This is a genomic window from Tenacibaculum profundicola (assembly GCF_057220795.1).
Genome location: NZ_CM170137.1, coordinates 872,555 through 893,790 on the forward strand (window position 1 = coordinate 872,555; position 21,236 = coordinate 893,790).

The following is a 21,236-nucleotide window of genomic DNA, read 5'->3' on the forward strand; positions in this document are numbered from 1 at the left end:
ACCGGATTTTTTTTTCTTAGAACTGATAATATTCTTTTGCGTTTTATATCAATTGCTATTTGATTTTAATTTTACTAGAAAATATAACGTAAACCTAATTGCATTTGCCAACGCGATAGTAAACTACTATCCGAATTGAATGTCTCTTTCAAATTAGAATTGAAGCTGTAAACAGGCTCTTGAGTATAGTCACCTCCAGGAAACGAAACCCCTAATGGTTGAACGTTATTTGGTCTCTGAACCACTCCCCAATTAGAATTGATTAAATTACCAACATTCAAAACATCAACACTTAACTGAATTGTATTCTGTTTTTTATCTGATACGTTAAAGTTAAAATCATGCAATATTTTCATATCCCATCTTCCTCTCCAAGGTGCTAAAGCTCCATATCTCTCCACATATTGACCTCTTATTGAACTTAAGTACTCATCTTGCTGTATATAGGTTTCAAAAGCTGCTGCTTCTCCTGGGTTAGTAAATTGCATTTGATTCAATTCAGAAGCCGTAGGAACATAAATCAAATCATTAACGCCAGATCCATCATTATTAATATCTCCTCCATAAGTATAGTTAAATCTTCCTCCTTTTGCATACTCAAAAAACGTAGATATCGTTGTTGCCATTTTACCTCCATTATAGGTAAACTTTTTAGAAGCAACACCTATAACTCTGTGTGTATCTCCATATTTTGAATACGTTAGCACGTCATTATTAGCATTACCAACCACCGGGTTAAAAGCAAAAGCATCACCTGTAATCTCTGCCTCAATAGAGTTTACGTCTTTTGAATTCAAGTAACTATACGCTAAATTAGCATACAATCCATTTTCAAATGATTTTTCAACTTTGAAAGAAGCGTTATACGTTCTTCCTTTATCAGAATTTGTAAATACATATGCATTATTTCCTTTGTCAGTGTAGTAATATCTGTTGTCTACACCAACTAATCTCTCTGTAGGGTTTCTTAATCCCCAGTTTTGTACATGTGCTCCATTAATATCTTTTGTATACGCCAAATCAGCTGTTAACACTAATCCGTCTTCAAATCTATAATCTGCACCAAGATTCGATCTCCAAACCTGTGGGAACTTAAAATCTGGATCTACAATTTGGAAAAAGCCATCATCTGCCCCACTCACTTGGTTTCCTAACCAAACAAAAGGTAAACGTCCTGTAAATACACCAGTACCTCCACGAATTTGTAATTTACTGTCACCATTTACATTCCAATTAAAGCCAAATCTTGGAGAAACAAGCCATTGATTTGTCGGCATTTTTGTCGAGTTTAGAGCTACTTCTTCATTGGTATTTGGATTAAAATACATTACAGAATTGTCTCTTGAAGCTCCATTATCTGTGTCAATATAATTTTGGATCAATTCTGATGTATTGAAAAACAAAGGCTTATCAAAACGAACACCGTACGTTAATTTCCACTCATCGTTTACTTCCCATTCATCCTGAACATAAAAAGCCAATTGTCCAACGTTTAACTCAGACAATTTCCAACCTCCATCTGTGCCCACTGGATTATTATTAAAGGAATTATACGCGTTTTGAGTTGCTGTTAAATATTGATCTACTAATCCGCCCTGTTGAGCATTGGCAAGGAAAGTAGCCACATCTGGATAAGCATTAAATAAACCGTAGTAAGGAAAAATACCAAAGTTAAACGACTCGTAGTTTGTTAAATTAAAAGAGTTTTGGAACATGAATTTCTCAAATGAAAACCCAACAGTAAACGTATGATCTCCTTCAAAGAAATTCATATTATTTGTTACTTGAAATACTCTTTGGTCTAACTGGTTGTTAATAGAAAAAGGTTCGTGTCCAGCGATAATATGATTACTTCCATTTCCATCTTGTATTGCAATAACTGGGGCTGGAGTTGATAAAGGGTTTCTGAAATCGTCGAAATAGGTATACCCTATTTGTAATTTATTTGTAGTAGTTTCATTAAAACTCGAATTTAACTCTAATAAAAACGAATCAATGTTGTTATTGATTTCATATCCTGAGTTTTCAAATTGCAATGTATTTGCTCCTGGACCTCTTAAACCTAAAGCAGTTGGATGCGCTGGTTTTTCTTTAGATGCTCTTAAAAAGTTATAAATTAACGCTAATCTATGTTTTTCATTAACATTCCAATCTAATTTAAAAATTCCTTTAGTAGATCCTGAACCATAGGTAAAATCTTTATAGGCACCTGTTTCATATCCTAAATTTCTTAAAGCCGAGCTTACCGCCATTAAGTCTGATTCTAGTACTGAAGATTCATTAACTGCTGTTACTCCATCATTATTGTTAGGAACCCAACCATTTGTTCCTAAATCTTCTCTTTCATCTTTTTCAAAATTTGCAAAGAAAAACAACTTGTCCTCTATAATGGGACCACCAATACTAACACCATACTGGTTTTGTGATAATTTAGGTTTTACAACTTCTTCTCCATTTATCTTACCACCAGTTAAATCTTGGTTTCTATAAAAACCATAAACCGTTCCTTTAAAGTCGTTAGTTCCACTCTTCGTTACTGCATTCACAGATGCTCCTGTAAATCCAGATAATGTCACATCATACGGTGCTGTAGATACCGAAATTTGCTCTATAGCATCTAATGATATTGGCTGAGAATCCGTTTGCCCACCAGGTGTTGCGGCATCTAAACCAAAAGGATTATTAAAAATAGAACCATCCAAAGAGAAATTATTGAATTGGTCGTTTCTTCCTCCAAATGAACCGTTACTTGCAGTTGGTTCTAATCTTGTAAAATCTGATGCAGAACGAGAAATTGTTGGTAATGTTTTTAATTGTACAGCGCTAACACTCGTTTGTGCACCAGTTCTATCGCTATTGAAAGTTTTATTTCTTGTACTTGAAATAACAACTTCTTCTAATTCTTCTCCTCCTTCAGATAATTTTCCATTTATGATTGTTGTCTTTCCTAAGGTTAGAAATACATTATTAACCTCGTAACTTTTAAATCCAACGTAACTAAATGTAATTTTATAAGGCCCTCCTACTCTTAAATTTGGTATAGTGTACCTTCCGTTTTCTTGAGCCATCGCTCCCGATAAAGTTCCTGTGGGTATATGCTCTACAGCAATATTTGCCCCAAATAATAGTTCACCCTGGGTACTGGTTACTGTTCCTTTAATTTTAGAGGTTGTTACCTGTGAAAAAGCACAGATACTTCCTAACAGAAAAAAAAACATTAAAAATTTTCTCATGTCCTATATTTTAAATTTGTCAGGCAAATTTAGAAAATAATTAACATTAATTTAACTTTTTTTTTAATTCTATCATCGGTCATAAAAAAGACTCAAAACCAAAGCTTTCACTCCTAAAAAACAGTGTATTAAACACAAAATTGATCTGAAAAATAAATATCTTAGGTTATAAGAAAGCTACAACTGAATTTTTTCTAGTTAAAATCCCAAGGAATACCTAAAGAAATATTTTTTGTTTTTGCGTTTCGAAATACTGCATTCAAATCATATTTTGCATATAGCCCTAAACCTTGATACGCAAGATAGGTACTTATGCCGTAGTTTATGGTATTCATATTAAAGTCGCCTTTTTGTACTTTTCGACTCTTATAGATTCATCACTTTCAAATTCAATGTACTGTCTAATCACTAATTTACACCAATTATTATTCGAATTTACTGTAAAAACAAGTGAGTGTTTTTTTCTTTATATAAGCTAGAGAAATCAATAATAGCAGTAGCCATGATTTCTTTTTATATTGAAATAGAAAGGAAAAAAGGGCGTTTTATTACGGTAAATTCAAATGATTAATGGTATTACCTCCAAAGAATCCGCCTACTCCAATTCTTATTGCGTCATGAGTTCTATCTACTATTCGATCGTCTGATAATGTTTTGCTTTTTGAAAAGTCGAACGCTATATGTATTCAAATATTATAGTGATTTCAAATATAAAGACATGTCTAAAATAAAATTAGTTGCCTGAAAATGATAAAAGCTCTCCAGTTTATATTCAACTGGAGAGCTTTTATTAGAATAAGACCGCTAAAAATCGGGGGATTACCAATTTCTTACTAGTCAAATTTAATGATTAAATCCAACGTAACTACTAGGAAAAACACTTATTATTAAGTTTCACCGCTGAAAACGGACAACTTTCCTATAATTACATCTACTAACACACAGAGATTGAATTAAAATAATAATTTGAATTAATTAACTGTTACTTCTTTTTATCTTAAGCTAGAATATTAGATATTTGTTGTTTATAAAACCTATTTATGAAGTTTATTACCTATTTTGTTTTTTATCCTTTTATCTGGATTTTTTCTTTGCTCCCCTTGAGAGTTTTGTATGTAATTTCAGATTTTTTTTATCTTATAATTTATTACATAATTGGTTATAGGAAGAAAATTGTGGTTGCTAATTTAGCTATGGCTTTTCCGGAAAAAAATCAACGAGAAATCATCAGATTATCTAAACAATTTTTTGGTCATTTTATTGACCTTATGGTAGAAAGTATAAAAACGTTTTCTATTAACGAAAAAGATATTTTAAAACACTATAACTATACCAATCCTGAGCTAATTAATGATCTGGCCAAACAGGGTAAAAGCATTGCTTTGGTAGGAGCACATCAAGCGAATTGGGAATGGTCTTTTAGCCTACCTCTTGTTCTAAATATAGATATATTTGGTGCGTATACTAAATTGGCAAATCCTTACTTTGAAAAAAAAATAAGACAAACCAGAACAAAGTTTGGCGTTATTGGAGTAAAGACCTCTGAAACAGTAAAGAAAATTCATGAAAATCATGTAAACAATATCCAATCTTTATATATTTTATTGAGTGATCAATCTCCCATGCTTCATAAAACTCATTATTGGAAGGAGTTTTTTGGTATCAAAGTTCCTGTACATACAGGAGCAGAAGCTCTTGCTAAAAAGTACGATTTTGCCGTTGTTAATTATACCACCAAAAAAATTAAAAGAGGTTTTTATGAAACTGAATTTACACTAATCACCGATAGTCCAAAAGAGTATGATAATTATCAAATTACTGATAACTATTTATCTATTACTGAGAAAGCTGTTAAAGAACAACCTGGCTACTATTTATGGTCTCATAAACGTTTCAAGCACAGAGATAAGTACGCTGAGTGGCTTGAAAAAAGAAAGAAATAACCGTTATCGTTTGTGATTTAAACTTACTCTATAAGAGTATTTTGGTAAATTCAAGTTATAAATAACATTGATTAATAGAAATAAAAAATCCGAGTTAAACTCGGATTTTTTATTTTTTACTCAGCTCTTATTTTACTAAAATCTGTAAGATAAACCTACTATTATTTGATTAATTCTAGTGTCAAATTTTTCTGTATCTCCTCCGCTGATGAATTTTGATTCCGTATCGGAAAATGCTCTTTCCCATCTCACATCTAATCCTAACTTTCCTAGTTCAACTCCAGCACCGACTTGCAGTCCTACTGTAAAACCATCGGCTTCTGTAACAATTTCACCAAGGGTATCTAGATTAAAATCACCATCAATGATATATTGGAAAGATGGTCCTATAAAAACGTTGGCTACTTTTAGAAACTTTTTACCTAACAACACCGGGATATCAATCTTTTGAAAATTATAGGTAGCTACTTTTCTTGTCGTTGATTCAGTATATTCACTTTTAAGGCTAGTATACACTAACTCAGGACGAATGTACAATCCTATAACAGGCACTTTAATACGAGTCCAAATACCAGCATGAAATCCAGTTTTACTTTCAGCTCCTTCCAGAATATCTGTACTCACTTCTTGGAAAGAATCCGAATTATAGTTCACTCCACCTTTAATACCAAAATGTATTTGCGATTGGGTAGTTTGAACTACTCCTGCAAACAACAGCGCTAGTAATATTATTTTTTTCATATTTTAGATTTTATTTTAGGTTTCTATCTTAAACGTTATTCTTAAAATATTATTTTCTTTTTATTACTTTTTGAACAGCCTCTACGATAGCCGCACTATTTAAACCATATTTAGCCATTAACTCGTCTGGAGTAGCTGACTCACCAAAACTATCGTTTACCGCAACAAACTCTTGTGGTGTTGGATTTTTTGTAGCTAAACAACGAGCAACGCTCTCTCCTAAACCACCATATTTATTGTGTTCTTCAGCGGTAACAATACATCCTGTTTTTTCTACAGATTTTAGTATTGCTTCTTCATCTAATGGTTTTATCGTATGTATGTTAATTACTTCCGCAGAAATTCCATTTTCCTCTAATTGCTCTGATGCTTGTAAAGCCTCCCATACTAGATGCCCTGTAGCAACAATAGTTACATCTGTTCCTTCAGTAAGTTGAACTGCCTTCCCTATAACAAAGGGTTGATCAGTCATAAACACCGGTACTTTTGGTCTTCCAAAACGAAGATATACTGGTCCTTTATGCTCAGCAATGGCCATTGTAGCCGCTTTTGTTTGGCTATAATCACAGGTGTTAATTACTGTCATTCCAGGTAACATTTTCATCAATCCAATATCTTCTAATATCTGATGAGTAGCACCATCTTCTCCTAAAGTTAATCCGGCGTGTGAAGCACATACCTTCACGTTTTTATCAGAATAGGCTATTGATTGACGAATTTGATCATATACACGACCTGTTGAAAAATTGGCAAAAGTACCTGTAAACGGTATTTTTCCGCCTATGGCTAGACCAGCTGCAATTCCCATCATGTTTGCTTCAGCAATACCAACTTGGTAAAATCGTTCAGGATTGTTGTTCGCGAACTCATTCATTTTTAGTGATCCAGTTAAATCGGCGCATAAAGCCACCACTTCAGGATTTGTTTTTCCTAATTCAGTTAACCCGTCACCAAAACCAGAACGAGTGTCTTTTTTTTCTGTATATGTATATTTTTTCATTAGTTTGTGTTCTAAATACGGTTCAAAAATACTCTTTTAAAAAATATATAAGTTATAATTTCGTTAATTCTTTATAAAGTTTATGAACAGGTAAGCCCATCACTGTAAAATAACTTCCTTCAATCTTAGTAATACCTATTTTGCCAATCCATTCTTGAATACCATAAGCTCCTGCTTTATCATATGGCTTATAGGTATGTAGATAATAGTCAATTTCTTGTTCAGATAATTCTTTAAAATAAACAGTAACCGTATCATGAATTATCTTTTTAAATCCTTTACCTGTTAAACAAACTGAAGTAATCACTTTATGTGATTTGTTGGATAACTTGGTAAGCATTTGAAAAGCTTCTTGGTAATTTTTTGGTTTTCCCAATGCCCTATCATTTATCCAAACAATGGTGTCAGAGGTTATAACAAGATCTCTATCAGAAATAACGTTCTCAAATGGTTTTGATTTTAGATCTGCTAAAAAATCAGTGATTTCATGAGATTTCAATTCTTTAGGATAAATTTCTTCTACCTCTTTTAACTGAACTTCGAACTCAATGTCCATATCGGCCAAAAGTTGCTGTCTTCTGGGTGATCCAGATGCTAATATAATATTGTATTTACTAGATAACATATCTAAAATAATAAGCGATTACAGGTACACTTAGGATACCTAAAACATAAAGAAAATTTGATGTTTTCAATAATGATTCAAAATCTTTTCCTGTTTTTGCTTTCATCAAGTGATGAATAAAATATAATCCAGGAAAAGTACCTAAAGATAATATTGTAAGAAGTATAAATTTTTTCTTTACAAAAATGACCGCTAAAGAAAAAAGACCTATACATCCTAATATAGACATCGTTAAAATAATAGACTTTGCTCTTTTTCTACCAAATAAAATGGGGATGGTTTTATGACCGAAAGCGTAATCATAGTCAATATTTACAATATCTTTTATCGTTTCTCTAACAATATTATATACAAACGATAATGATATATAAAATACTGTTATTAACTCTAGTTTAAAAAACAATTCCCATTGGGTATCATTTAAATTTATTGGAGCATCGAACCACCAAATTATTAAAATACTAAATGACTTGATGAATGAATTTACCATATTGGTAGATAAGCTCTTTTTCCTTACGTAAAAAGAGTATATTATTACAAATAACGCGGAAAAAACTCCAATTAGACTATAGAAAGGCATTCCGATAGAAAAAGAGACTAAAACACATAAAAAAAGACTTAAAAAACCAGTTATATAGGCACCTAATACTGCCCTTTTCAGAGGGTATTTCAAATATTTGTTTTTATTCTTTCTAACACTATAACTGGTCAAATATCCAGAAGCCAAAATACCAATGGTTGAAATTGATAGCATTGAAAACTCTAAAAATGAAAGTCTAGTTTCAAACCCTTGGTTAAATAAAAAACATAATTTGAATAGAAATTGAATAATCACAATATAGATTAATTTTTTCCATTTTATTATGTTAAAAAACTCAAGGTACATTAATTAAAACTCTTTTTTATTCTTGCCAAATTTTTCTTGTTATCACGATCTTTTAACGTTTGACGTTTATCATGTGTTTTTTTTCCTTTGGCAAGTGCTATTTCTAATTTTGCCCAACCTTTTTCAGTTATAAAAAGTTTTAATGGAATAATGGTATTTCCTTTGACATCAACCTCGCGAGCCAATTTTTTAAGTTCTCTTTTTGTAAGTAATAAACGCCTTTCGCTTTTTGGTTTATGATTAAACTGATTACCAAAAGCATATTCTTCGATATACATATTTATCACAAAGAGTTCTCCTTTGTCATTAAACTCACAAAAGCTCTCTGTAATTCTCGCTTTACTTTGACGTATAGATTTAATCTCCGTTCCAGTAAGTTGGATACCAGCGATCAATTTATCTAAAATTTCGTATTCAAAACGAGCCTTTTTATTTTGTATGTTAATTCTTTTTTGCATAAATAAGAGCAAATATACTTATAAATTTAAGGTTATAAATAAAATACTACCCTATGTTTTTTATTATCCTTTATATCTGTTAGCTCATAAAAAAGCTCCAAGGAAAAACCTCAGAGCTTTTTATATATTATTTAAACTTTGGCTTACGATTCAGCCATTAAAACTTCAGCTACTTTTTTGTAGGTTCCGTTTTCTAGCTTTTCTCTAATAAGAGAAAACGCTTCTATCGTTTCATTTACGTCTTCTATAGTATGTCGTGCTGTTGGAATCAATCTTAATATAATCAATCCCTTTGGAATAACAGGGTAAACTACAATAGAACAGAATACACCGTGGTTTTCACGCAGGTCATGAACCATAGCCATAGCTTCTGGTATATCACCTTTTAAATACACTGGAGTAATACAAGTTTGCGTCGTTCCCAGATCAAATCCAGCGTCACGCAAACCAGATTGTAACGAATTTGTTATTTCCCAAAGTCTATCTTTTAATTCAGGTGTTTTACGAATAATATCTAAACGTTTCAATGCACCTTTTACCATAGGCATTGGCAATGATTTTGCAAACATTTGAGAACGCATATTGTACTGTAAATACTGAACCACATCTTTATCTCCAGCAAAGAATGCTCCAATTCCTGCCATAGATTTCGCGAAAGTTGCAAAATAGATGTCAATTCCATCTTGTACGCCTTGTTCAAATCCAGTACCTCTTCCTCCTTCACCAAGTGTTCCAAAACCATGGGCGTCGTCAACTAAAATTCGAAAGTTGTATTTTTTCTTCAATGCTACTATTTCGGCTATTCTACCTTGTTCACCTCGCATACCAAATACTCCTTCTGAAACTAGTAAAATTCCACCACCAGTTTTCTCCGCCATTTTCGTTGCTCTCATTAAGTTCTTTTCACAACTTTCAATGTCATTATGACGATATACAAAACGTTTCCCGGCATGCAAACGGACTCCATCAATTATGCATGCATGCGTATCCATATCATAAACAATAATATCATCTTTTGACACTAAAGCATCAATTGCCGATACCATTCCTTGATATCCGAAATTTACTAAATAAGAAGCTTCTTTACCAACAAACTCAGCACATTCTTCTTCTAACTGCTCATGATATTTTGTATGACCAGACATCATACGTGCTCCCATTGGATAGGCCATTCCATCAGTGGCAGCAGATTCTCCATCTACTTTTAAAACTTCTGGATGATTGGCTAAGCCCAAATAATCATTAATACTCCAAGTAATTACTTTTTTACCATTGAAAGACATTCGGTTTGATATTGGCCCTTCCAACTTAGGAAATACAAAATATCCTTCTGCTTTATCAGCCCATTTCCCTAGTGGACCTTTATCTCCTTTGATTCTTTCAAATAAATCTTTAACCATTTTTACTTTTTGTTTTTAATATCGGTGCGAAATTAAACTTTTTTAAGAGTATATCAAAACAACTTGTCAACGACTTATTGCAACTCTATTACTAAATCATTAGCATCTACTAATGCTCCTGCTTCTAATGCAACTTTATCAATTACTCCGGAGGCTACCGCTGTTACCGTTGTTTCCATTTTCATAGCCTCAATAACAAATAGAGGTTGGTTTTCTTTTACCTCATCTCCTGTGTTTATTAATACTGTAGATAATAACCCTTGTAAAGGAGCGCCTATTTGCTTTTCATTCTTTGAATCTGCTTTTTGATTCTCTATTTTATCGACCGTGATTGAATTGTCTTTAATTAAAACATTTCTCATTTGCCCGTTAATTTTAAAGAAAACACTTACAAATCCATTCTCATCAGGTTCACTCTTTTGCATTAATGATATTAATACGCGCTTACCTGGTTCAATATCAATCATAATCTCTTCACCTATTTCCATCCCAAAGAAAAAATTCTTTGTTGGAATATGCATAACATTACCATATTTTAAATGATTGTTATGAGCGTCAACAAATACTTTAGGATACAACCTATACGATAAGAAATCTGTAATTTCTAGCTTCCTTCCCATTCCCTTTTTAAATTTTTCTCTGAACTCGTTGAATTCAGTTTCAAAATCAATTGGTTGTAAATGGGCATTAGGCCTTTCTGTATATGGCCTTTCATTCTTTAAAATTATTTTTTGCAATTTTTCTGGAAATCCACCAACTGGCTGACCTAAGTCTCCTTTAAAAAAGCTAATTACAGACTGTGGAAATGAGATCGTTTCTCCTTTCTCCATAACGTCTTGAACACTGAGATTATTACTTACTAAGTATTGAGCCATATCACCCACAACTTTTGAACTCGGTGTTACCTTTATTATATCTCCAAATATTTCATTTACCTCTCCATACATTTTAGTCACTTCAGTAAACTTATCTTCTAAGCCTAATGCTTTTGCTTGACCTTTTAAATTCGAATACTGTCCCCCAGGGATTTCATGTTCGTATACCTCTCCTGTACCTGATTTAAGACCTGATTCAAAAGGATAGTAATACTCTCTAACTGTTTCCCAATAATTTGAATATTCAGCAAGCTTTCCTGTATCTAACAAATTTTCTCTTTCATTGAATCGCAACATTTCCACCATAGAATTAAAGTTAGGTTGCGATGTTAACCCAGACAACCCTCCTAAAGCTACATCAACGACATCTACACCTGCTTCAATTGCTTTCAAATATGTTGCTGATTGCACGGAAGAAGTGTCATGCGTATGCAAGTGAATAGGAATATTGACTTCAGATTTCAATGCGGAAATTAATTCATAGGCTGCCTGAGGTTTTAGCAATCCAGCCATGTCTTTCACTCCTAAAATATGAGCTCCTGCATTTTCTATATCTTTAGCTAACTGTAGATAGTATTTTAAATCGTATTTTGTTTTGTTAGGGTTTAAAATATCGCCTGTATAACAAATAGAAGCTTCTGCTAACCCTTTTGTTTTGGTTCTCACATGATTTATGCAAGGTTCTATAGATTTCATCCAGTTTAACGAATCAAAAATCCTAAAAACATCTACCCCTGTTTCCCATGATTTTTCAACGAACTTTTGTATTAAGTTATCCGGATATGCTGTATACCCTACCCCATTTGAACCTCTAATGAGCATTTGCAATAATACGTTGGGCATTGCTTTTCTTAACAATGCTAATCGCTCCCATGGGTTTTCATGTAAAAATCGTAAGCATACATCGAAGGTTGCACCTCCCCATACTTCCATACTAAATATTTCAGGATGATTTTTAGCATATCCTTCAGCTACTTTTAACATATCTGTTGTTCGCATGCGAGTTGCCAGTAAGCTTTGATGTGCATCGCGCATGGTGGTATCTGTAAAATGAATTTTATTTTCATTTTTCAACCACTCTGAAAACTTGTCTGGCCCTAATTCTGTCAGTAGACTTTTTGTTCCCTTTGGATACTTCTCTAACTTTGGGTATTCAGGTATTTTGGGGCTGGTAAATTGATGGTTTACATGTCTTTTTTTTACATCTGGGTTTCCATTTACCACCACTTCTCCTAAGAAATTAATGAGTTTATTAGCTCTATTCTTCGGTTCTTTAAACTCAAACAGCTTAGGTTCATTCTTGATGAAATTTACCGTAACATCACCATCTCTAAACACTTGATGCTGTAATATATTTTCTAGAAAAGCGATATTCGTCTTTACTCCCCTAACTCTGAATTCAGCCAAGGCTCTTATCATTTTTCTACACGCCCCATCAAGGGTTCTACTTCTAGCAGAAACCTTAACTAGCATAGAGTCAAAAAACGGAGATATTCTTACTCCTTGATATATACTACCTGCATCCAATCGAATTCCAAAACCTGAGGCACTTCGGTAAGTCGTTACCGTGCCATAATCTGGTTTAAAATCATTACCTGGATCTTCAGTTGTCACTCTACATTGCAACGCGTAGCCTGTTATCTTAATTGATTCTTGACTTGGTATTTTTATTTGTTTATCGCCTAACGTATATCCACCAGCTATAAAAATTTGTGTTTTAACTAGGTCAATATTGGTAACCATTTCAGTAACTGTATGCTCTACTTGAATCCTTGGATTCACCTCAATAAAGTAAATAGTATTCTTATTATCCACTAAAAACTCAACAGTACCAATGTTATTATAGTTAACTGCTTTACAAATATCAATCGCGTAGGTATACAGTTTATTCTTAATATCATCAGACAAGCCCAACGAAGGAGCGAATTCAATAACCTTTTGGTATCGTCTTTGAACTGAGCAATCTCTTTCATACAAATGAACTATATTTCCAAAGGTATCAGCAACAATTTGTATTTCAATATGCTTTGGATTTTCAACATATTTTTCTAAAAATACAGTGTCATCCCCAAAAGCATTTAACGATTCTCTTTTGGCTTCAGGAAATGCTTTCCTTAATTCATCATCATTCCTGATAACTCTCATTCCTCTTCCTCCACCTCCTGAGGCAGCTTTCATCATAATTGGATATCCAATTCTCGATGCTTCCTTTAGTGCAACATCTACGGATGTAAGATCTTCTTTACTACTCTGAATTATGGGCACTTTATTGGCTACAGCTACTTCTTTTGCTGTTATTTTGTCTCCTAATGCCTTTAATACAGAAACTTTAGGACCAATAAAAATAATTCCATTTTCATCACATCTCTGTGCAAATTCTGCATTTTCTGATAAAAAACCATATCCAGGATGTATAGCGTCTACATTGTTTTCTTTAGCTACTTGAATAATCGCTTCAATATCTAAATAAGGCTTTAAAGGCTCGTTGTCTTCTCCAATTTGATAACACTCATCAGCTTTATACCGGTGTAGTGAGTATCTATCTTCGTATGTGTAAATTCCAACGGTTTTTATTCCTATTTCTACACAGGCTCTAAAAACTCTAATAGCAATTTCCCCTCGATTGGCAACGAGTACTTTTTTTATTTTCATTGATCAAATGTTATGATAATTAATAATTGTGTTTTGTTAGTTACCCTACAAAGTTATTTAATTTTTATTTTTTTTACATTAATTTGTTAATTTGGTTAAAATTTTAAACTAAATAACACAAAAAGCATAAAATTTAAATAATATCAAACGATTTAATTGCTTTTATGTAAGATAAATTACGAAAATGGATTTCAAATTTGCTACTATTTTATATTAAGAGATGGTCGTTTTAAAAAAGATATCTTTTCATAAGCCACTTTTAGTATAGTTCCATTTTTTCCTCTTAAGTATTATTTATTCCTTACAAAAGTTATACCAGTTATTGTTTGAATTTACTGTAAAAGAAAATGAGTGTTTTTTTCTTTCTATAAGATAGAAAAGTCAATAATAGCAGTTCTTAGGTAGAATTCCTCAATCAGGCCTCATGTAGTACACCAATTGGAATTTAAAGTTACCTATTTATTTCATTTGATTCATTAAAAAGTTTCAAATAACGATCGGCATGATACCATGAAATTAGCAGAGGAAAGTTAGTATTAAAATACGATCACCTATAAATTGGCATTGACCCTAAAAATTACGATCGATACATTAATATCATAAATGTTTTTATATAACAGATAACAAACAAAAACCATTGATTAAATCAACATAGAGACAGTTCTTCAAGAGCCTAGCTCCTTAGTTTACATTTTTATTATAAGTCACATACAAATATGATTTACCCCGTATTACTTTCTGTGTTTATAAGAAGGATCAGACCTAGGTCATATATTCATAAATAGACACGAAGTACCGAAGGCATAATTTCGTAACGTCTTTAGTGCTGTATACGATTTTATTTTGATAATGATTACACTACTTTTCTATAAGCTCCGTTTGGCATTAGCATAGGAAACATCTACGATGCTACCTTTCGTTCAAAAACGACGTCACATTTTTCTGTATTCGTTCTAATACATTTCCTGTGTTTGCTTTTACAAAAGCTTCCCCTGTAATTTGCTCAAATAACTCGATATATCTATTCGATATCTCTGTAATTTTATCATCCTTCATTTCAGGAATTTGCTGTCCTTCTTTTCCTTGGAATCCATTTTCAATTAACCACTGACGCACAAACTCTTTTGATAATTGCTTTTGCTCTTCACCTCGTTCTTGGCATTCTTCATATCTATCTGCATAAAAATAACGTGATGAATCCGGTGTATGAATTTCATCAATTAGCATAATTTTTCCTTCTTTGGATTTTCCAAACTCATACTTGGTATCCACTAAAATAAGTCCTCGTTTTTTAGCAATTTCGGTTCCTCTTTGAAAGAGCTTTCGGGTATACTCTTCTAACACTACATAATCTTCCTCTGAAACAATACCCTTTGCCAAAATTTCTTCTCTAGAAATATCTTCATCGTGCTCTCCATTATCTGCTTTTGTTGATGGAGTTATTAGCGGTTCAGGAAACTTATCATTCTCTTTCATTCCTTCTGGCATTTCAACGCCACAAAGCATTCTCTTTCCAGCTTTATATTCACGAGCTGCATGCCCCGATAAATATCCACGAATCACCATTTCTACTTTAAAAGGTTCACATAAATGTCCTACAGTAACGTTTTCATCAGGATTTGCTATTAACCAATTGGGTACAATATCAGCAGTTTCGTTCATCATCTTCGTTGCTATCTGATTTAATATCTGCCCCTTAAAAGGGATTTGTCGAGGTAATATTACATCAAAAGCCGACAATCTATCAGAAGCGATCATCACTAACAATGCATCATTAATATTATAAACTTCTCTTACTTTGCCTTTGTAAACTGTTTTTTGATTCGGAAACTGAAAATTGGTTTCGTTTATTGTATTCATTTGTTGCTGTTGTTGCTTTGTAGTGTGCAAATGTAAGTTTTTTAGCAAAGAAATTAGAATTTTATTTTCTGCAAAAAACACATGTCAAAACTAACGATAACAGCTCTCTATTAATATATTTAAGCATGTAATAACTCATGTACATCCTTTTTTTATATACTTTGCTTTCTACCGATTTATGATCACTAATTTATAAGTTCTTATAAAACGGCTATCTAATTTATTTTCAAAAGATGAAACCCCTAATTTCATCACATTCCATAGTTAAACAGATAGTAGTATACTTCTTTGAGCTTTCGATGGGTAATATTTCCTCAAATCTTACTTTTTGTTGCTTTCTTTTTTTTACATTGCTCAAATAAATCGATAAAAAACCTAGGTATTCATATATACTCTATTTCTGATTGTCACATCACAATACGAGAATTATTCCGTTTCAATACTCTTATAAGCCTTAATAATCCTCCTCACTAATCTATGTCTAATAACATCTTTGTCATCTAAATAAACATGCCCAATGCCCTCAATGTCTTTTAAGGCTAAGAGTGACTCTTTTAAACCTGAAACTTGTTTACGTGGTAAATCAATTTGCCCTGGGTCTCCAGTTATGATAAACTTGGCATGCCTTCCCATACGCGTCAAAAACATTTTCATTTGTGCATGCGTTGTATTTTGAGCTTCATCTAAAATAACAAAAGCATTGTCTAAGGTACGTCCTCTCATAAAAGCCAATGGAGCGATTTGTATGGTTCCATTTTCTAGGTAAGCTTGCAGTTTTTCAGGAGGAATCATATCTCTTAAAGCATCGTATAACGGTTGCATATACGGATCTAATTTTTCTTTTAAATCACCTGGTAAAAAACCTAAATTCTCTCCAGACTCAACAGCTGGGCGAGTTAAAACGATTCTTCTCACTTCTTTTTCTCTCAGTGCTCTTACCGCCAAAGCTACGGCTGTATAAGTTTTACCCGTACCCGCTGGTCCAACAGCAAATAGCATATCATTTTGCTGCATCAACACTACCATTTTACGTTGATTCGCTGTTTCAGCTTTTATAAGTTTGCCACTAACACCGTGAACAAGAACATCTTCGTTTTTACCATTTTTCCGTATCTCCTCTTCTTTTCCTGTAGATGTTAAAATGCGTTCTATGCTATTCTCATCCAATTTATTATACCTATTAAAATACTTCACAAGCATTTCAAGACGCTTTTCAAATTCGTCTAAAATTTCAGCTTCACCGTAAATTTTTAATTTGTTTCCTCTAGCAACTATCTTTATTTTGGGAAAGTATGTTTTTAATTGGTCTATTGTACTATTTTGAGCACCAAAAAAATCATTTGGGTCGATTTCTGTTAATTCAATAATACGTTCGTTCAAATGTTATATGTTTTATTATTATTCAGTTTAAAAATAACGATTATTTTTAATGAATTGCGTAGTTTTGCTATTAAATTTGATATAATTTTTCACAAAATAATTAACAAGGAACTAAATTAATGCCTCTCATTACATTAACTACTGATTTTGGAACAAAAGACCACTTTGTAGGTGCTGTAAAAGGAGCTATTTATTCTGAGTTGCCAGACACTACTATAGTAGATATAACACATCATATATCTCCATTTAATATAACGGAGACTGCGTATATATTAAAAAACACCTACAAGAGTTTTCCTGATAAAACTATCCATATTGTTGGTGTGGATTCTGAATTAAGTGTTGAAAATAAACATATAGCTATTGAGCTGGATAATCAATTTTTTATCTGCCCTGATAACGGTTTAATATCTATGATCGCTTCAGAGGTAAATCCAACGAAAATAGTAGAAATAAACATTCATAATCATGTGAGTAGCAGTTTTCCTGTTTTGGATGTTTTTGTAAAAGCGGCAACTCATATTGCCCGGGGTGGTAATTTAAATGTTATAGGCAAAGAAATTTCTTCCTACAAAAAGCTAATAGAAATACAACCCAAAATAAATCAACAACAAAATATTATAAAAGGGGGCGTTATTTATATTGATAACTACGGTAATGTAATAACCAACATAGATAAAAAATTATTTACTACTATTGGTAAGGGTCGAAGTTTTACGATTACAGCAAAGCGACATCAGTTTAAAACTGTTTTTAATCGCTATAATGAAATTGTTGATTTCTCTCTTCCTGAAGAAAGAAGGCAATACGATGGTGATAAATTAGCTATTTTTAATTCAGCTGGTTTTTTGGAAATAGCTATTTACAGAAGCAATTTAGAAACTGTTGGTGGCGCCTCAACTTTACTGGGCTTAAAATACCGTGATACCATTACTATTGAATTTGAAGAGATTGTTAAACCCGAGTTCACTCCCGTAAACCTATAACCACAATTATGTTTGTACGCATTGTAAAAATGAGTTTTATACCCGAAAAAATTGAAGAATTCTTAGCAAATTTTAACGAGAAAAAAGAGGATATACGAAATTCATCAGGTTGCTGTTTATTAGAACTCTATAGAGATAAAACAAATCCAAACATATTTTTTACTTATAGTTACTGGGAAAAGGAAAAAGATTTAGAAAATTATAGAAATTCAGAACTATTTAAAGATATTTGGGCTAGGACAAAACAATTATTTAATGACAAACCCGTTGCTTGGAGTGTAGATAAAATAACATCGTTACCTTAATGAAATCATTATTTAATCCCTTTCCTGTTTTAACAACAGACCGATTGATTTTAAGAAAACTCAATTATAGCGACCTAAAGACTGTATTTAAAATACGTTCTAACGCCGTTGTTAATCAATATATTGACAGGAAACTTCCGGAAAACATTCTGGAAGTTGAAGGCTTTATAAAAATGATTGATGAGTTAATACATTGTAACAAGGGGGTTTTTTGGGTAATTCAACATGGTGATGACATGATAGGATCTATTGGATTACGCCATTTTAACGACCATTTTTCCTATGGTGAAATTGGTTACGAATTACACCCTGATTTTCATGGAAAAGGTTTTATGAGTGAAGCCCTACAGGAAGTCATAAACTTTAGTTTTAACACTCTTAATTTAAAGGAAATTGAGGCTTACACGCATTGTAAAAACCTAGCTTCTATCACTTTATTAAAAAACCACAATTTTATCCATCAACCTGAAAAAATTGATATCGATTTTGAGAATAATATTATTTTTAACCTTCAAAAAAAAGACGAATAGCATTGTATGTTTCCAATATTAAAAAAAGAATTTAACTCGTTTTTTGCTTCACCAATTGCTTATTTGGTAATAGGAGCTTTCTTACTTGTAAATGGTTTGTTTTTGTGGGTGTTTAAAGACAATTTAAATATTTTAAATGCTGGTTTTGCTGATTTAAATAGTTTTTTTTATTTGACCCCTTGGCTATTTTTATTTTTAATCCCTGCCATTACAATGAAAAGTTTTGCCGATGAACTTAACAATGGAACCATCGAAATATTAAAAACCACCCCTTTAAGTGACTGGCAAATTGTTTTGGGCAAGTTTTTTGCTTCTTTACTACTGGTAACCATAGCACTAGCACCAACCTTAACTTATGTTTATACCATTTATAGTTTAGGTAATCCCATCGGAAATATAGACACTGGTAGTACCTTAGGGTCCTATCTTGGACTTCTCTTTCTAGCAGCCAGTTATACTGCGATAGGTTTATTTACCTCTACCTTGTCAAGCAATCAGATTATCGCATTTATTTTGGCTGTATTCATTACTTTTATTTTGTTTTTTGGTGTGGAGGCAATAGCTAACTCACTAGGAAATTCGGGGTACTTTTTACAAAAATTTGGAATTAATGAGCACTATAAAAGCATTAGTAGAGGCGTAATAGACACACGTGATATTCTCTACTTCCTAAGTATTACTTTTTTCTTTTTATTCATCACTAAACAAAAATTGAGCAATGAATAAAAAGACACAACATACACTATTACTTTTAACGGCTATAATTGTCATTAACAGTATTAGTCAGCGCATTTACAAACGTTTAGATTTAACTTTCGACAAACGTTACACCCTCTCTCCAGTGAGCATTGATCTTGTCGATGAATTTGACAGTAATGTCTTAATAAATGTATACCTTGAAGGAGACTTTCCTTCCGAATTTAAACGTTTACAAATAGAAACAAGGCAATTTTTAGAAGAACTGAAAGCGAAAAATTCCACTATATATTTCCGTTTTATCAAACCTGACAATATTAGAGAACGCCTTATCAAGAAAGGAATGCTCCCGAGTCAATTGACCGTTGAAGAAGATGGAAATCTTTCTGAAGCTATTATTTTTCCTTGGGCAGAAATCACCTATGGAAATAAAACTGAACTGGTATCTTTGTTGCCCGATTCTGCTTTGAAAACGCAAGAAGCGCAGCTTCAAAATGCGATTGAAAAATTAGAATATTCTTTTGCAAGTGCTTTTCACTTACTTACCAAAGAGTCTAAACAGAAAATAGCTGTAGTTACTGGAAATGGTGAACTAGAAGATATCTATCTATACAGCATACTATCTAAATTAAGAAGTAAATATCGATTAGGTAAATTCACCTTAGACAGTGTAGAGAAAGCTCCACAAAAAACATTAAACGATTTAACAAAATACGATTTGGCTATAATTGCTAAACCTACTGAGAGGTTCACAGAAAAAGAAAAATTCGTATTGGATCAATTTATCACTAAAGGAGGTAGAAGTTTATGGATGGTTGACAATAACTATTCCGACACGGATAGTTTGTATAACCAAGGCGTTATGATGGCTTCTCCTCGCGATTTAAATTTAACTGATTTACTGTTTAGTTATGAAGTTAGAATTAACCATAAGCTTATTCAAGATCTGTACAGCGCTAAAATTCCGTTAGCTACTGGAAATGTTGGTAATCAAACCCAATTTCAACATTTAAACTGGTTTTACCATCCCTTAGTAAGTGGTAATCCAAACCATCCTATCACTAGGAACATTGCTCCTGTAAGATTTCAATTTACTACACAAATCGATATGTTAAAAGGAGCTATTAAGAAAACTCCTTTGCTTGTTTCTTCTGAATTAACTAAAAAAGTAGGAACTCCTCGTTTTATTGAACTACAAAGTATTTCAAAACAACCACAACAAGATCAATATGTAAGCGGACCGCAACTATTGGCTGTTTTACTAGAAGGAACTTTCTCATCAGCTTACAAAAACAGGGTGAAACCTTTTAAATCAACCGTTTTCACCACAGACGAGCATTTGAATAAAATGATTGTTATTGCCGATGGTGACATTGCTAAAAATCAGATTTTGAAAGGTAAACCTTACGATCTTTCAAAAGACAAATGGACTGGCGCTTATTATGGAAATAAAGAATTCTTATTTAATGCTGTTGATTATTTATTGGACGATACGGGACTTATACAGCTACGAAATAAAACACTAAAAATAAACCTTTTAAACAAAGACCGTGCCTATAGTGAAAAACGTTTTTGGCAGTTTTTAAATATTGTTTTACCATTAGTTTTATTAACTTTCTTTGGAGTTGCTTTTAATTATTGGAAGAGAAAGAAATATCGCTAACCA

The 21,236-nt window shown here is 32.5% G+C and carries 17 protein-coding genes; 6 read left to right on the forward strand and 11 right to left on the reverse strand.

Annotated features, from left to right (window positions below; all coding sequences use genetic code 11):
* Positions 1 to 74: 74 nt before the first annotated feature.
* Positions 75 to 3,233 (reverse strand): TonB-dependent receptor, encoded by a 3,159-nt coding sequence (locus tag AC2TDS_RS03610; RefSeq protein ID WP_484737758.1) that lies wholly within the window; start codon positions 3,231 to 3,233, stop codon positions 75 to 77.
* Between the two features lie 194 nt (positions 3,234 to 3,427).
* On the reverse strand, positions 3,428 to 3,568 hold the full coding sequence (locus AC2TDS_RS03615; protein ID WP_484737759.1) for a hypothetical protein: 141 nt from the start codon (positions 3,566 to 3,568) through the stop codon (positions 3,428 to 3,430).
* A 705-nt stretch (positions 3,569 to 4,273) separates the two neighbouring features.
* Here AC2TDS_RS03615 and AC2TDS_RS03620 point away from each other — a divergent pair.
* On the forward strand, positions 4,274 to 5,176 hold the full coding sequence (locus AC2TDS_RS03620) for a lysophospholipid acyltransferase family protein (protein WP_484737760.1): 903 nt from the start codon (positions 4,274 to 4,276) through the stop codon (positions 5,174 to 5,176).
* 135 nt (positions 5,177 to 5,311) lie between these two features.
* On the opposite strand, the gene AC2TDS_RS03625 is transcribed toward AC2TDS_RS03620, so the two are convergent.
* The 9 genes from AC2TDS_RS03625 to AC2TDS_RS03665 form a co-directional block, all read right to left on the reverse strand.
* On the reverse strand, positions 5,312 to 5,917 hold the full coding sequence (locus AC2TDS_RS03625; protein WP_484737761.1) for a porin family protein: 606 nt from the start codon (positions 5,915 to 5,917) through the stop codon (positions 5,312 to 5,314).
* 49 nt (positions 5,918 to 5,966) lie between these two features.
* Positions 5,967 to 6,917, reverse strand: coding sequence for a transketolase family protein (locus AC2TDS_RS03630; protein WP_484737762.1), 951 nt, complete (start codon positions 6,915 to 6,917; stop codon positions 5,967 to 5,969).
* Positions 6,918 to 6,969: 52 nt separating this feature from the next.
* Complete coding sequence (locus AC2TDS_RS03635; RefSeq protein WP_484737763.1) at positions 6,970 to 7,542, reverse strand: Maf family nucleotide pyrophosphatase; 573 nt, start codon at positions 7,540 to 7,542, stop codon at positions 6,970 to 6,972.
* Positions 7,532 to 8,296 (reverse strand): UbiA family prenyltransferase, encoded by a 765-nt coding sequence (locus AC2TDS_RS03640; protein ID WP_484737764.1) that lies wholly within the window; start codon positions 8,294 to 8,296, stop codon positions 7,532 to 7,534. The genes AC2TDS_RS03635 and AC2TDS_RS03640 overlap by 11 nt, the downstream gene beginning before the upstream one ends.
* 131 nt (positions 8,297 to 8,427) lie before the next feature.
* Positions 8,428 to 8,886 (reverse strand): SsrA-binding protein SmpB, encoded by a 459-nt coding sequence (gene smpB, locus AC2TDS_RS03645; protein WP_484737765.1) that lies wholly within the window; start codon positions 8,884 to 8,886, stop codon positions 8,428 to 8,430.
* A 143-nt stretch (positions 8,887 to 9,029) separates the two neighbouring features.
* Positions 9,030 to 10,286, reverse strand: coding sequence for an aminotransferase class I/II-fold pyridoxal phosphate-dependent enzyme (locus tag AC2TDS_RS03650; RefSeq protein ID WP_484737766.1), 1,257 nt, complete (start codon positions 10,284 to 10,286; stop codon positions 9,030 to 9,032).
* Positions 10,287 to 10,360: 74 nt separating this feature from the next.
* Positions 10,361 to 13,813 (reverse strand): pyruvate carboxylase, encoded by a 3,453-nt coding sequence (locus AC2TDS_RS03655; protein ID WP_484737767.1) that lies wholly within the window; start codon positions 13,811 to 13,813, stop codon positions 10,361 to 10,363.
* A gap of 909 nt (positions 13,814 to 14,722) precedes the next feature.
* Entirely contained in the window at positions 14,723 to 15,673 is a 951-nt protein-coding gene (locus AC2TDS_RS03660; protein WP_484737768.1) for a phosphoribosylaminoimidazolesuccinocarboxamide synthase, read from the reverse strand.
* Positions 15,674 to 16,099: 426 nt separating this feature from the next.
* Complete coding sequence (locus tag AC2TDS_RS03665) at positions 16,100 to 17,053, reverse strand: PhoH family protein (protein ID WP_484737769.1); 954 nt, start codon at positions 17,051 to 17,053, stop codon at positions 16,100 to 16,102.
* A gap of 119 nt (positions 17,054 to 17,172) precedes the next feature.
* Between AC2TDS_RS03665 and AC2TDS_RS03670 the strand changes: the two genes are divergently transcribed.
* The 5 genes from AC2TDS_RS03670 to gldG are packed head-to-tail and all read left to right on the forward strand — an operon-like array spanning position 17,173 to position 21,233.
* The gene (locus AC2TDS_RS03670; protein WP_484737770.1) at positions 17,173 to 18,039 is read left to right on the forward strand and encodes an SAM hydrolase/SAM-dependent halogenase family protein; all 867 of its coding nucleotides are present in this window, start codon (positions 17,173 to 17,175) and stop codon (positions 18,037 to 18,039) included.
* 8 nt (positions 18,040 to 18,047) lie between these two features.
* The gene (locus AC2TDS_RS03675) at positions 18,048 to 18,344 is read left to right on the forward strand and encodes a putative quinol monooxygenase (protein ID WP_484737771.1); all 297 of its coding nucleotides are present in this window, start codon (positions 18,048 to 18,050) and stop codon (positions 18,342 to 18,344) included.
* Entirely contained in the window at positions 18,344 to 18,874 is a 531-nt protein-coding gene (locus AC2TDS_RS03680; RefSeq protein ID WP_484737772.1) for a GNAT family N-acetyltransferase, read from the forward strand. Before AC2TDS_RS03675 ends, AC2TDS_RS03680 begins: the two co-directional genes overlap by 1 nt.
* A gap of 6 nt (positions 18,875 to 18,880) precedes the next feature.
* Positions 18,881 to 19,600, forward strand: a complete 720-nt coding sequence (gldF, locus tag AC2TDS_RS03685) for a gliding motility-associated ABC transporter permease subunit GldF (RefSeq protein WP_484737773.1) — start codon at positions 18,881 to 18,883, stop codon at positions 19,598 to 19,600.
* Entirely contained in the window at positions 19,593 to 21,233 is a 1,641-nt protein-coding gene (gene gldG, locus AC2TDS_RS03690) for a gliding motility-associated ABC transporter substrate-binding protein GldG (RefSeq protein WP_484737774.1), read from the forward strand. Before gldF ends, gldG begins: the two co-directional genes overlap by 8 nt.
* Positions 21,234 to 21,236: the final 3 nt, after the last annotated feature.

Bases quoted from the DNA above. Each gene is read 5' to 3' on its own strand.
- AC2TDS_RS03610 (WP_484737758.1), bottom strand. From the start codon at position 3,233: ATGAGAAAATTTTTAATGTTTTTTTTTCTGTTAGGAAGTATCTGTGCT.
- AC2TDS_RS03615 (WP_484737759.1), bottom strand. From the start codon at position 3,568: ATGAATACCATAAACTACGGCATAAGTACCTATCTTGCGTATCAAGGT.
- AC2TDS_RS03620 (WP_484737760.1), top strand. From the start codon at position 4,274: ATGAAGTTTATTACCTATTTTGTTTTTTATCCTTTTATCTGGATTTTT.
- AC2TDS_RS03625 (WP_484737761.1), bottom strand. From the start codon at position 5,917: ATGAAAAAAATAATATTACTAGCGCTGTTGTTTGCAGGAGTAGTTCAA.
- AC2TDS_RS03630 (WP_484737762.1), bottom strand. From the start codon at position 6,917: ATGAAAAAATATACATATACAGAAAAAAAAGACACTCGTTCTGGTTTT.
- AC2TDS_RS03635 (WP_484737763.1), bottom strand. From the start codon at position 7,542: ATGTTATCTAGTAAATACAATATTATATTAGCATCTGGATCACCCAGA.
- AC2TDS_RS03640 (WP_484737764.1), bottom strand. From the start codon at position 8,296: ATGCTATCAATTTCAACCATTGGTATTTTGGCTTCTGGATATTTGACC.
- smpB (WP_484737765.1), bottom strand. From the start codon at position 8,886: ATGCAAAAAAGAATTAACATACAAAATAAAAAGGCTCGTTTTGAATAC.
- AC2TDS_RS03650 (WP_484737766.1), bottom strand. From the start codon at position 10,286: ATGGTTAAAGATTTATTTGAAAGAATCAAAGGAGATAAAGGTCCACTA.
- AC2TDS_RS03655 (WP_484737767.1), bottom strand. From the start codon at position 13,813: ATGAAAATAAAAAAAGTACTCGTTGCCAATCGAGGGGAAATTGCTATT.
- AC2TDS_RS03660 (WP_484737768.1), bottom strand. From the start codon at position 15,673: ATGAATACAATAAACGAAACCAATTTTCAGTTTCCGAATCAAAAAACA.
- AC2TDS_RS03670 (WP_484737770.1), top strand. From the start codon at position 17,173: ATGCCTCTCATTACATTAACTACTGATTTTGGAACAAAAGACCACTTT.
- AC2TDS_RS03675 (WP_484737771.1), top strand. From the start codon at position 18,048: ATGTTTGTACGCATTGTAAAAATGAGTTTTATACCCGAAAAAATTGAA.
- AC2TDS_RS03680 (WP_484737772.1), top strand. From the start codon at position 18,344: ATGAAATCATTATTTAATCCCTTTCCTGTTTTAACAACAGACCGATTG.
- gldF (WP_484737773.1), top strand. From the start codon at position 18,881: ATGTTTCCAATATTAAAAAAAGAATTTAACTCGTTTTTTGCTTCACCA.
- gldG (WP_484737774.1), top strand. From the start codon at position 19,593: ATGAATAAAAAGACACAACATACACTATTACTTTTAACGGCTATAATT.